This window comes from Streptomyces uncialis (assembly GCF_036250755.1).
Lineage (GTDB): Bacteria > Actinomycetota > Actinomycetes > Streptomycetales > Streptomycetaceae > Streptomyces > Streptomyces uncialis.
Window position 1 is genome coordinate 3,617,658 of the sequence record NZ_CP109583.1, and the last position, 12,410, is coordinate 3,630,067.

A 12,410-nucleotide genomic window follows, 5' to 3' on the forward strand; every position below is an offset into this window, starting at 1 on the left:
CCCGCCCCGTGGGACGCCGTCCCGTCCGTCGGCCCACGGGCCGCCACGCAGAAAGGCCGCAGCATGCCGACGCCGGACACCCGGACCGCCGACCGCGAGTCGGTCCCCACCGGCGGGCGACAGCCCGGGGACGAGCCGGTATCCCCGGTGGAGCAGCTGCCCCGGGAGGAGCCGCGAGCCCCGGACGACGCCCCCGGGGCACTGCCGCCCGCCCTGCTGATGCCCGGACAGGGTGCCCAGTACCAGGGCATGGGCACCGGACTGTACCGGGACCTGCCCGCGTTCACGGCGGCCGTAGACGAGGTGTTCCGGGCCATGGGGACGGCCGGGGACGAGCTGCGCTCCGACTGGCTCGCCGCCGGGCCCCGCCTCCCCATCCACCACTTCCGCCGCTCCCAGCCGCTGCTCTTCGCCCTCGATCACGCGCTCGGCAGGGTGCTGATGGACCGGGGGCTGGAACCGGCGGTCATGCTCGGGCACAGCGTCGGCGAGATGGCCGCCGCCGCCCTGGCCGGGGTCTTCGACCTGGGCGACGCCGCGCGGATCGTCTGCCACCGGATCGGAAGGCTCGACAGCGCGCCGGCGGGCGGTATGGCGGCGGTCGCGGCCACCCGGGCGGAGATCGAGCCGTATCTACGGCCCGGGGTGGACATCGGCGCGGTCAACGCCCCCCGGCAGACGGTGATCGCCGGTGCGGACGAACCGCTGGGAGAAACGCTGGACGCCTTGCGCGAGGTCGGGTTCCGCTGGGCGCGGGTCCAGTCCGTGGCGCCCTTCCACAGCACGGTGCTCCAGCCGGTGGTCGACGCGGCCCGCCCGCTGCTGGCGGCCCTGCCCGCGCGGGCTCCGCGGATCACGATGGTGTCGGGGTACACCGCGGAACGCCTGACCGACGCCGAGGCCGTCGACCCCTCGTACTGGGCCCGGCATCCGGTGGACCCGGTGCTGTTCTGGCCCGCGCTCGAAACGCTGGTCGCGGACGGGCCCCGGCTGCTGGTCGAGTGCGGTCCGGGCCAGGGGCTGACGACCCTCGCCCGGCAGCTGCGGGACGTCCGCTCCGGCCGTTGCGAGGTGCTGTCGCTGCTCGGCCCGCCCGCGTCGGGGCCGGACCGCGAGGCCGAACACTTCACCACCGCGCTCGCCCGACTGGGCCTGACCGCACCGTAGTCCGGTCCCGTCCCCGGGACCTTCCGTCCGGCTTCGAGCGGCCCTCCAGCCGCGAACCGCACGCTCAGGACGACCCGACCGGCCAGGAGAGAGGGACAAGCCGTGCAGCCGATCACCTTGCGGGAGCTGGAGGACATCATGCGTCAGCATGTCTGGGAGGGCGACTGGCTGTCGTTCGAGCAGGCGCCCGACCGGCTCTTCGACGAGCACGGGTACGACTCGCTCGCGCTGCTGGAGACACACAGCCGCATCAAGCGCGACTACGGCGTCGAGATCGCGGAGGACGACCTGGGCCGGGTCAGGACCCCGAGGGAGCTGGTCGACTTCGTCAACGCCCGGCTCCCGGCGGCCTGAACCGGGCCGACGGCAGTTCGCGTCACGGGTTCGGACTGGTGTCCCGTGGCGTGACCGCCGGACCGGTACCGACCCTGGGCGAATGACGTACGGCCTGGTCAGACGCCCGGCAGAGGCCATGCACCGCGGGTGCCGTCAATCACGGTCCAAGGGAAGCACCCGTAAGTGACCTTGTCCCCCGGACAGCTCCTATGACTTGCTGAAGTCAACCGACAACCGCCCGTAGCGAGCGGTCAGTTACCGACGCAAGGATGACGATGAGCACTACCCAGACGGCAGCCACGGACGGCGAACCCCCCGCCCCTCCGATCAGCACGATCGCGGGGACCGGGGTCGCGGGGTCCGCCGGTGACGACGGGCCCGCGGGCGCGGCTCAGTTGAACCGTCCGTACGGGATCGCGATGGACAGCACCGGCACCCTGTACTTCTCCGACTACAGCGGCCACCGGGTCCGGAGGATCACGACCGACGGGAGGATCAGCACGGTCGCGGGCACCGGCACCGCGGGCTACCGAGGGGACGGCGGCCCCGCCCTCCCGGCCCAGCTGAACTGCCCGCGCGGGGTCGCGGTGGACAGCGCGGGCGACGTCTACATCGTCGATGCCAACAACCACCGGATCCGGAAAGTCACCGCCGACGGCAAGATCAGCACTGTCGCCGGGACGGGCGTCGCGGGCTTCAGGGGCGACAACGGCCCGGCCACCGCGGCACAGTTGAACCTCCCCCTGGGGATCGCGGTGGACAGCACAGGCGTCCTCTACGTCACCGAGTACCACAACCAGCGGGTCCGGCGGATCACCACCGACGGGAAGATCAGTACGTTCGCGGGCAGCGGGGTCGGCGGATTCAGGGGCGACGGGGGTCCGGCGGTGTCCGCTCAGCTGAACCGTCCGTACGGAGTGGCGGTGGACAGCGCGGGCGACGTCTACATCGCCGACGCCGACAACCACCGGATCCGGAAGGTCACCGCCGACGGCAAGATCAGCACTGTCGCCGGGACGGGGGCAGCGGGGTTCGGGGGTGACGGCGGTCCGGCGGCATCGGCCCAGCTGAACTTCCCGGTGGGGGTGATGTTCGACAGCACCGGCACCCTCTACGTCCCCGACCTCCGCAACCAGCGGGTCCGGCGGATCACCACCGACGGGAAGATCGGTACGGTGGCGGGCACCGGCACCGCGGGATTCGCCGGGGACGACGCCCCGGCGGCATCGGCCCAGCTGAACCAGCCCTACGGGGTCGCCGTGGACTGTGTCGACGCACTTCACATCGCCGACCACAGCAACAACCGGGTCCGGAAGATCGCATCGCCGAAGATGGCCGGGCTGCCCGGCTCGGGCACGGTGGTCTCGTGGGCCAACGTCCGGAGCAAACTGCGGATGGCGGTCCAGCGCGAGTCCGTCAAGGACGGGGCCGAGATCCACCAGTCCCTCCCCGCTCCCAGGGCCCACCAGCGGTGGCGGCTGGTCGTGGCGGGCCAGGACAACGGCGACGTCCTGTACACGATCGAGAACGTGCGCAGCGGCAAGGTCCTGGAGGTCGTCGGAGCGCAGGAGGCCGCCGGGGCGGTGGTCGCGCAACGCGCCTACGAGGGCGGGGACGCGCGCCACCAGCACTGGCGGCTGATCCCGGTCGGCCCCGCGACCGGCACCCAGCGGGTGTACGAGATCGCCAACCGGAACAGCGGTCTGCTCCTGCGCGCCGACACCACGGCCCGCACGGTGATCAAGCAGCACGGGGCGGAGGGCGACCACCGGGACAGGCAGTGGCAGCTGCTCCCTGTGTGACGCACGAGGGGTCAGGGGCGCGGACGCCCCTGACCCCTCGGAACCCGCGAACTCCGCGGAACCGGCCGCTATTCGGAACCGGACGGCTCCTCGGCGGCCGGTTTGGCCGCCTTGGGTGCCTCCGGGGCCTTGGGAGGCTTGGTGTAGTCGCTCTTCTTCGGCTCGCTCTCCAGGTCCTCGTTCTTCTGGAGGCCGCTGTGCTCCGTCACCGTCGCGCTGGACTCCCGCATCCCGGCGGACGCCGCCGCGGACACCGAGCCGGGATCCTGGGCGTACTGGGCCTGCTCACCGGCGGACGCCTGGGTGGTCCGGATGAAGGAGCCGAGGAAGCCGAGGACCGCCCGTGCCTCGGGCGACTCCTCCCGCACGATCTTCGCCCGGGCGGAGGCACCGTGGATCGCGCTGTTGAACAGGCTCGTGCTCGTGTCGTCGTACGTGTCGTCCTCGGCGTCCTCGAAGTCGATGCCCGCCCCCGGCTGCGGCCTGGCGGCGTCGGTGGTCACCGAGAAGAGCCCCGCGCCCTTGCCCGCGAAGCCGAAGATGTTGTCGAACACCATGGTCGTCATCCCTTGTCGTCGTCGCGGCGGCGCCGCGTGTCCGCCCGCCCGGTCAGGGCTGCTTGTGCGGCGCTCGTGGGCTGTCCGTCAGGCTCTCGCCGTCGAACATCGTGTGGTGGACCTCCAGGGCGGACACGACCTCGGCCAGCCCCTTCATCCGGAAGCCGCCGCCCGCCAGTCCGACATCGCCGATGTCGCGGGCGACCAGCCGGTCGAGACCGGGATGGTGGCCGGGCTGCGGAGGGGACAGGACCGCCACCGGCACGTCGTACATCACCGCGAGCAACCCGGAGAAGCTCACCGGGATCTCGTACGAGTACTGCTTGCGGGTACGCCGCTGGGTGACGATGGTCTCCACCCGGGAGCCCGGCGGGACCTCGCCGGAGATCTGCGAGTTCGAGGCCCAGCTGGTGGTCAGGGTGCCGCCGACGGAGGCCGTGATGCCCAGCGCCAGCTGGGCGTTGACCTGTGCGGTGCCGGTGGCGCTGCCCTGGGTCGTGAACGCCACCGAGTTCGCGATCGAGTTCGCCACGGAGTTCGTCGCCGAGTTCTTCACGCCCGTCTCGGTGGCGTTCTCGTTGTTCACCCCCATGTTGTCCTTGCTGTTCAGGTTGGTCACCGTGGTCGTGTTCTTGTTCTCCATGTCGTTCTGGAGCTGCGCCCCGAGCTGCGTCTGGAGGGCCATCTGGAGCTGGCTCTGCAACTGGAGCTGGAGCTCCGCGCTGACGCTGCCGCCGAAGGTGAGCTGGGCCTGCCCCTGGAGCGACCAGGTGACCTCGTTCGACACGGTGAACTCGACCGAGTCGGTGAAGGTCATCGGGGACACCTGGCTGCGGTTGACGTAGGTGCGCGACGAGAAGGTGTCGGGCGGAGGCTGGCTGATGTTGCGCCGCTCCTCGATCAGCGGCTCCCCGAGGTTCATATAGGCGAGCCAGCCGAGTTTGGACGCGGTCCCGGGGAAAGCGCCGAAGCTCGACTTGTTCACAGAGAACCCGACGGGTTTGTGCCGCACACCGTAGTCGTCGACATAGACCAGGTCAGGGTGGTCCAGGACCGACTGCCAGGTCTGCTCGATGTTGAGTTCCCGCAGGTTCCTCTTCGTCAGCGGCTGACGCTTGGACCGTTCCAGGTTGTACGCGTTGGAAGGCATTTCCCCGTCCTCGACTAATTCCGGTCGAACCGCGCTCGGTGAAGCGGAAACAGAAATCTGCGCACGTTCCGAAATCCGAAGCTAGCACGGTGCGCATTGCCCGGACGAGCGCCTGCGGGCATGACGCTCAATCGGGTGACAGAGACCCGGAGGCACCCCAACTACCCTTGGTCACAGGTACTTTGAACCGTCGGCGATCACCCGGTCGAGGATCTTCCGACAGTCGCGTCCGCAAGTGTCGCGACCTCGGCCGTCGCCGTGGACGAAGGTATTCGATCCGGTCATCCATTCGCTTCCCGGCGCCTTTTCGAACGAGCGCGCTCGGGCTTGCGGTGACCCTTGAGGACAATGCAGCCCCGAGCGCCCGGCGCGTTGTTCTCCATATCAAGAATCAGGTGAGGTTTCCGCGATGTACACCCAGGAACGCACGGCGATGGCGAATTTGGTGGTCGGCGGACCGGTGGCGGTGAACAGCTACGACAACGCCATCGTGGCGGCGCTGGTCGAGAGCCGACCGGTCATGCTCGTCCATGCCTTCAACGGCGGCTATCTGCGGCCCGCCGAGCTGAAGGAGGAGAGCCACGACAAGGGGGTCAAGCTGGCCACCGCGCTCGACCCGGCCACCAAGGAGGCGCAGGGCCACCTCTGGTACATCACCCCCGGCGGCTTCTTCGGGCAGCGCCCGCTCTACTACATCGAGAGCGCCGCGGGCCAGGTGTCACCCAAGCCCGCCGTCGCGGGCGAGGCCGAGGCCGGGCGCGGCGACGACGGCGCCCCGAAGCCGCAGCGCCGGCGTGTCAGCGTCCACCAGGACGCGCCCAAGAGCACGGCCGACACCGTCCAGGTCGGCCTCCCCGGCAAGGTCGGCGAGAAGTGGCGCGGGAAGAACGGCGCACCCGAGGACACCCAGCTCTGGGTCGTCACGGTGACGCCGTGGGGCGGGATCACCTTCGTGCCGATCACCCACCCCGACGCCATCCTCGGGTTCAAGGACCACGCGGTGACGGCCGAGAGCGAGGCGCGTCTCACCTACAACTGGGGCGGGGACTTCACCGGGACGGTCATCAACACGTTCTACCCGAGGCTGCCCAGCGAGTGGAACGTCCCGTACCACCACGTCTTCACGTGATCCGCGGCCCCCGCGGCGCCGCACCCGTCCCGAGCCCACGCCCGTACCGCCTGGAAGAGGCACCACGATGCCCGTGCCCACGGAAGAACTGAAGCTGGAGATCGTCAACGCCGCCACGGGGAAGCCCCTCGGCGCCAGGGCCGCGCCGGGCGCGGACGGCGCGCTCGTCGTCCGCGACTTCCCCGACGACGGCCCGCGCCCGGATCAGTGGCGGCTCGCCCCCGCGCAGGACGACCAGGTGTACGTGATCCGCAACGCGGACAGCGGCAAGGTGCTCGACAACCCGGCCGCCGCCGACCGGGGCGTCCGCCAGTGGCAGGCCACCGCGGGCCGGAAGGGCCAGCAGTGGCACATCGTCCCCGTCGAGGGCGAAGCGGGCCTCTACTTCATCGAGGGCGCGGTCGACGGAGCCGTTCTCGACCTCGCCGAGCCCGGCGGGGACGACACCCGGATCGTCCTGCGCGAGCACGACGACAGCGCGGAGAGCCAGTGGTGGCGGTTCGTCCCGGCCGCGCCCGAACGCGTCAGCGACCCCGTGCTGCGCTGGGCTCAGCTGAGCCACTGGAACGGCCGCCGGTCCTGGCGGCTGGCGCGGTCGGCCGCGCTGCGCCCGGCCCCCGACGCGACGCCCTCCTTCAGCGACCTGCTGCTGGTCCTGGAGGGGTTCGGGAGCGACCAGGACGCCGGCGGCTGGAAGAGCGACGCGGCCGGCCACTCCCCCGGCGGGCAGCCGGGCTGGTGGGGCGGGGCCGACACACGGTTCCTCGCCGACACGGGAGCGGGCCGGGCGGACATCGTCGGACTCAAACCCGCGAAGGGGGCGGTGGTTTCGGGTGCCAGGGGCGACGGGACGTTCGACGACGAACGCGTCCTGCACCAGCCGCCGCCCGCCCGCGATCCCGCGGACCTGTGGACCCTCGTGGACACGACGGGCGACGGCAGCCCCGATGTCGTCGTGCTCGCCGCCGACGGTGTCCGGGTGTCCCCCCGGGACGAGGGCGGGGCGTTCGCGGCCCCGGGCGGCGCACCGGCCCTCAAGGCGTTCGGTCATGGTCAGCAGGCGGGCGGCTGGCTCGCGGAGAAGCATCCCCGGTTCCTCGCGGACACCACCGGTGACGGCAGGCTCGACCTCGTCGGCTGCCACGACGACGGCGTCTGGATCTCCCTCCAGGACGAGGAAGGAAAGTTCGCGCCGCTCCCCGAGGAACCCGTTCTGCGGGCGTTCGGCCACCACGAGAAGGCAGGTGGCTGGCTCGCCGACAAGCACCCCCGGTTCCTCGCGGACACCACCGGCGACGGCAGGCTCGACCTCGTCGGCTGCCACGACGACGGCGTCTGGATCTCCCTCCAGGACGAGGAAGGGACGTTCGCGGAACCGCTGTACACCCTCGACGACTTCGGCGTCGACCAGGGATGGAGCTCGGTCCGGGAGCACCCCCGGTTCCTGGTCGGGGCCACCACCGGCGGAGCGCCGGACCTCGTCGGGTTCGGACCGCAGGGCGTCGTCGTGTCACGCGGACTCGGCGACGGTACGTTCGGGCCCGCGCAGCTCGTCCTGAACGACTTCGGGACCGCCCAGGGGTGGAGCGGCGAAAAGCACCTGCGGCTCCTCGCCGACCTCACCGGCGACGGCGTCCCGGACATCGTCGGCTTCGGTGACGAGGGCGTCTGGGTGTCGCACGGCCTCGGCGGCGGCCTGTTCGACCAGGCCCGGCTGGTGTGCCGCGGATTCGGGTACGGCGAGGACGCGGGCAGCTGGCGGGTCGGCCGCCACCCGCGCTTCCTCGCCGACATCACCGGCGACGGACGCCTCGACCTCGTCGGCTTCGGCGGCCCCGGGGTGTACGTGGCCCGGAACCTCTTCCGCCGCTTCAGGACCCGGTGACCCCGGAGGTCCGCCGCGCCCTCTGACGGAGCGGCGGGCCTTCCGCCTGCCGGGGCCCGGCCTACGCGTGCGGGTCGTGGGCGATGCGCTGGCGCGACACCGCCAGCAGGCCGCCGTCCTGGCGGCGCAGCGTCACATCCACCACGTCCGTCCCGGCGGTGTCCCAGTGGGACGTGACCTCGATGTCGAGGACGTCGTCGGCGTTGGCGTTCGCGAGGAAGCACAGCTGTCTGTCCAGCACCCGGCGGCCCAGGAAGCTGCGGGCCGGCCGGCCGAGGCTGCGCCACAGGGAGAGCACGGCCCAGTCGACGATCGAGAAGTACGACGCGAAGTACAGCAGGCCGACCCCGTTCAGGTCGCGGCTCGCGCTCACCTGGTAGTTCAGCACGAGCCCCGCCTGCGGGGCCGGTTCGGCGGGGGTCCGGAAGCCGGACGCCTTGCGCGCGTCGGCCCATACCCGCCGGGGCGAGTGCGCGTCGGGGACCCGCTCCAGATGGTCGGAGCGGAAGTTTGCGGGGGTCGCCCGTCGCAGCCCGTGGTTGGTGTCATGGCCGGAGCGCTGAATCCAGCGGTTGAAGTTCTCCACATGGATGCAGCCGGGGGTGTCGTAGCGGAAGAAGCCGTCCACGCCGGGGGCGGGACCGCGCGCGGCCCCGTCGCCGTCCCGGGTGACCTGATGCATCGTCAGCAGTGAGTCGCCGCCGGAGGAGACCACCTTCGAGCGGACCCGCAGCCGGTCGCCGAAGGTCAGTTCCTCGGCGCTCAGCCCGCTGTCGGCCCGGACGCGGAAGTAGGCGAAGGACAGGTAGACGGGATTGCCCTCGGGGTCGGCCGCCGTGTACGGGTTGATTCCGCAGGAGGCGCCCACCGCGTCCCAGGTCCAGTCCCCGAGCTGACCGATGAACAGCGAGTTCGGTCCGCACATCGCGGGGGTGATCAGCTCGACGCGCTCGAACCAGTCGTCCCGGCTCCTGACGTACGGCGGACGTCCGGCCTGGGCGGGCGGAGCGGCATAGGTGGTCATGACCGCCCCCGGGAGGCCGTCCGGCTCCGCGAGCGCCGGGAACCGCCCGGCATCGGATACATCCGCGCAACGTGCCGTCCCTTGTCCGCCATTCTGCATGCTCCTTTATGGAAACGGTTCTCCCGCAGGGTGACGGGGCCGCCAGCAGGTCCGGTCGAGCACCGGTGGACCTTCAGGGCTGCTTTGCCCGAGTCATGACAGCCGGTCAGGAACGGAGAAGCCAAGTACGGCACTTCGCCCGTAGCGTGAAAGTCCTGGGCAGCGAAGTCCGGCAGCGGCGGGCGCGATGGGCGGCCGTGCGCATCTTCCCCTCGACCTCTAGGGGCACCAGCCAGGATGAAACAGATGATTGAAGCCAAGAACCTGACCAAACGGTACGGCGGGAAGACCGCCGTGGCCGAACTTTCCTTCTCGGTCGAGCCGGGCAGGGTGACCGGGTTCCTGGGCCCCAACGGCGCCGGGAAGTCGACCACCATGCGCCTGCTGCTGGGGCTCGACCGCCCCGACGGCGGCGACGCCACCATCGGCGGCCGGCACTACCAGGACCTGCCGCAGCCGCTCCGGGTGGCCGGCGCGCTGCTGGAGGCCAAGGCCGTGCACACCGGCCGCAGCGCCTACAACCACCTGCTGTGCCTGGCCCAGACGCAGGGCATCGGCAGCAAGCGCGTCGAGCAGGTGCTCGAACTGGTCGGACTGAAGGATGTCGCGCGCAAGCGCGCCGGCGGCTTCTCCCTCGGTATGGGACAGCGGCTCGGTATCGCCGCCGCGCTGCTCGGCGACCCGCAGGTGCTGATCCTGGACGAGCCGGTCAACGGACTCGACCCGGAGGGCATCCTCTGGATCCGCAACCTCATGAAGGACCTGGCCGCCGAGGGCCGGACCGTCTTCGTGTCCAGCCATCTGATGAACGAGATGGCGGTGACCGCCGAACACCTCATCGTCATCGGCCGGGGCCGCCTGGTGGCCGACTGCTCCATGCAGGAGTTCATCGACCGCAACCAGGTCCAGCAGTCGGTGCTGGTGAGCAGCCCCGACGCCGAGCAGCTGCGGGCGGCGATCCTCCGCGAGGGCGGCAAGGTGACCCTGCTCGACTCCGGTGAGCTCAGCGTGGAGGACATGGAGCCGGGCCGGATCGGCGAGATCGCCGCCGCGGGCGGACATGTGCTGCACGAGGTCGTCCGCCAGCGCGGTTCGCTGGAGGAGGCGTTCATGGAACTGACCCGGGACAGCGTGGAGTACGAGGCCACCGGTGGCACCGGTGGCGCCGCCAAGAAGCAGGGAGGTGCCGAATGAGCGCCGTCACCGCCGGAACCGTCGCGGCGCCGGACACCCGGCGCGCCGGCTTCTTCCAGCTGATGCAGTCGGAGTGGACCAAGATCCGGTCGGTCCGGTCCACCATCTGGTCCCTCGCGCTGCTTCTCGTCCTCTTCCCCGGTTTCACCGCGCTGCTCGTCAGCCTGGTGGTCGCCGGATGGGACGACACCAGCGCCGCGGACCGGGCGCTGATCGTGGCCGACCCGGCCGCGGTCATCCTCACCAGCGGTTTCCTGGTGGGCCAGCTCGCGATCTGTGTGCTCGGTGTGCTGGTGATCGCGTCGGAGTACTCCACCGGCATGATCCGGGCCAGTCTGCTGGCCGTGCCGAAGCGGGTGCCGATGCTCACCGCGAAGGCCGCGGTGTTCTCCCTGCTGGTGCTGGGCGTCAGCCTCGTGGCCGCGTTCCTCTCGTTCTTCATCGGCGCCGCGATGCTGAACGGCAAGGTCCCGGTCTCGCTGGGCGACGAGGGCGTGTTCCGCGCCGTCGTGGGCAGTGGGCTCTATCTGTCGGTGCTCGGCCTGTTCGCGCTCACCATCGGCGCGATCTTCCGGCACCCGGCGGCCGGGATCACCGGGGTGATCGCGTTCGTGTTCGTGCTGGCACCGCTGGCGCAGCTGCTCCCCGGGAAGGTCGGCGAGTACGTCAACGCCTACCTCCCCACGGAGGCCGGCCCGCTGATCGGACAGGCCCAGCAGGGCGCGGACGACCTGCTCTCCCCCTGGCAGGGCTTCGGCGTCCTGTGCCTGTGGACAGCGGTCCTCTTCGCCCTCGCGGCCTACCTCCTCAAGCGCCGCGACGCCTGACCCCGCCACCCGCCGCGACCGCCGGTCCACAGCCCCCGCACCGGGGCGCTTGGACCGGCGGTCGCGTCGCGTACGGCACGTCCACCACACCCGTCGGGTACACGTACCTGAACGTTTCCCGTCCGTGCGGGTGGTTCATGGTGCGCAGTTCCCCGCGCCCCTCAGGGTTCCCCACCTGGACGTACTTGTTCCCGTGCGGGTACGGACGTGGGTGCGCAGTTCCCCGCGCCCCTGAGGTCGCGCCCCTTGCGGTTCCCCGTTCGGCTGCGCAACGCCCGTGGTTGCTCGCGCAGTTCCCCGCGCCCCTAGGGTTCCCCACCTGGACGTACCTGTTCCCGTGCGGGTACTCCGGGGGTGTGCAGTTCCCCGCGCCCCTGGCTGCGCCCCTTACGGTTCCCCTTCGGCTGCGCAATACCCCTGGTTGCTCGCGCAGTTCCCCGCGCCCCTAGGGTTCCCCACCTGGACGTACCTGTTCCCGTGCAGGTACGGACGTGGGTGCGCAGTTCCCCGCGCCCCTGAGGTCGCGCCCCTTACGGTTCCCCGTTCGGCTGCGCAATACCCTTGGCCGCTCGCGCAGTTCCCCGCGCCCCTAGGGTTCCCCACCTGGACGTACCTGTTCCCGTGCAGGTACGGACGTGGGTGCGCAGTTCCCCGCGCCCCTGGGGCATCGCCCCTGGCCGTGCCTGTTCCCGTGCGGGTGGTTGCGGGTAGCCGGCCGTGCGACGGTCGGCGGAGCGGGTCATACGGTCCGCCACGTCTTGCTGGGTGAGCCCCCTCGCCCGACGGAGCTCCGCCAGCCGCTCCCCGGTCACCTCCGCGAGCAACTCTTCCCTGCCCTCCCGGACGGCTTCCTCCCCACCGGCCCGTGCAACGTGCACGGCACGAATGTCCCGCCACCGCTTGTAGCCGCCCATGACCGTCCCTTCCTCTGCCAGACCATCACTTCCTCAACATCCAGCGCCCCCAACGCGACACGGCCGACCCGCACCGAAGCAGCCACAGCAACAGGCGCCCCAAAGGGGCGCGGGGAACCGCGCGAAGACGAGGGCGGACCGCACCCGGGGAGCGACCGCAAGGGGGCAGCATCCAGGGGCGCGGGGAACTGCGCACCCACGAAGTACCCGCACGGGAACAAGTACGTCCAGGTGTGGAACCCCAGGGGCGCGAGGAACTGCGCGAGCAACCAAGTGCAACCCGTAGCCGAAGGGGAACCGCAAGGGACGCGGCCCCAGGGGCGCGA

The 12,410-nt window shown here is 71.0% G+C and carries 10 protein-coding genes; 7 read left to right on the plus strand and 3 right to left on the minus strand.

Annotated features, from left to right (window positions below; genetic code table 11):
* Positions 1–63: 63 nt before the first annotated feature.
* From OG711_RS14745 to OG711_RS14755, 3 genes are all read left to right on the plus strand, one after another.
* The gene (locus OG711_RS14745) at positions 64–1,167 is read left to right on the plus strand and encodes an acyltransferase domain-containing protein (protein WP_329559458.1); all 1,104 of its coding nucleotides are present in this window, start codon (positions 64–66) and stop codon (positions 1,165–1,167) included.
* Positions 1,168–1,269: 102 nt separating this feature from the next.
* Positions 1,270–1,521 carry an acyl carrier protein gene (locus OG711_RS14750; RefSeq protein ID WP_218623230.1) on the plus strand — a complete coding sequence of 84 codons (252 nt, stop codon included), beginning with the start codon at positions 1,270–1,272 and terminating at the stop codon, positions 1,519–1,521.
* Between the two features lie 257 nt (positions 1,522–1,778).
* Positions 1,779–3,305, plus strand: coding sequence for an NHL domain-containing protein (locus tag OG711_RS14755; protein ID WP_329559459.1), 1,527 nt, complete (start codon positions 1,779–1,781; stop codon positions 3,303–3,305).
* Positions 3,306–3,373: 68 nt separating this feature from the next.
* Here the strand turns inward: OG711_RS14755 and OG711_RS14760 are convergent, their stop codons facing one another.
* Positions 3,374–3,862 carry a hypothetical protein gene (locus tag OG711_RS14760; protein ID WP_073785505.1) on the minus strand — a complete coding sequence of 163 codons (489 nt, stop codon included), beginning with the start codon at positions 3,860–3,862 and terminating at the stop codon, positions 3,374–3,376.
* Between the two features lie 52 nt (positions 3,863–3,914).
* A complete protein-coding gene (locus OG711_RS14765; protein WP_073784271.1) occupies positions 3,915–5,012 on the minus strand; it encodes a hypothetical protein in 1,098 nt (365 codons plus the stop codon).
* A 409-nt stretch (positions 5,013–5,421) separates the two neighbouring features.
* Here OG711_RS14765 and OG711_RS14770 point away from each other — a divergent pair, with 409 nt between their 5' ends.
* Both OG711_RS14770 and OG711_RS14775 read left to right on the plus strand, forming a co-directional pair.
* The gene (locus OG711_RS14770) at positions 5,422–6,141 is read left to right on the plus strand and encodes a hypothetical protein (protein ID WP_073784268.1); all 720 of its coding nucleotides are present in this window, start codon (positions 5,422–5,424) and stop codon (positions 6,139–6,141) included.
* Positions 6,142–6,208: 67 nt separating this feature from the next.
* Entirely contained in the window at positions 6,209–8,026 is a 1,818-nt protein-coding gene (locus OG711_RS14775) for an RICIN domain-containing protein (RefSeq protein ID WP_329559460.1), read from the plus strand.
* A 61-nt stretch (positions 8,027–8,087) separates the two neighbouring features.
* Here the strand turns inward: OG711_RS14775 and OG711_RS14780 are convergent, their stop codons facing one another.
* On the minus strand, positions 8,088–9,050 hold the full coding sequence (locus OG711_RS14780; RefSeq protein ID WP_266508527.1) for an LnmK family bifunctional acyltransferase/decarboxylase: 963 nt from the start codon (positions 9,048–9,050) through the stop codon (positions 8,088–8,090).
* A gap of 345 nt (positions 9,051–9,395) precedes the next feature.
* Between OG711_RS14780 and OG711_RS14785 the strand changes: the two genes are divergently transcribed.
* The gene (locus OG711_RS14785) at positions 9,396–10,343 is read left to right on the plus strand and encodes an ABC transporter ATP-binding protein (RefSeq protein WP_073784261.1); all 948 of its coding nucleotides are present in this window, start codon (positions 9,396–9,398) and stop codon (positions 10,341–10,343) included.
* A complete protein-coding gene (locus OG711_RS14790; protein ID WP_073784259.1) occupies positions 10,340–11,170 on the plus strand; it encodes an ABC transporter permease subunit in 831 nt (276 codons plus the stop codon). Before OG711_RS14785 ends, OG711_RS14790 begins: the two co-directional genes overlap by 4 nt.
* Positions 11,171–12,410: the final 1,240 nt, after the last annotated feature.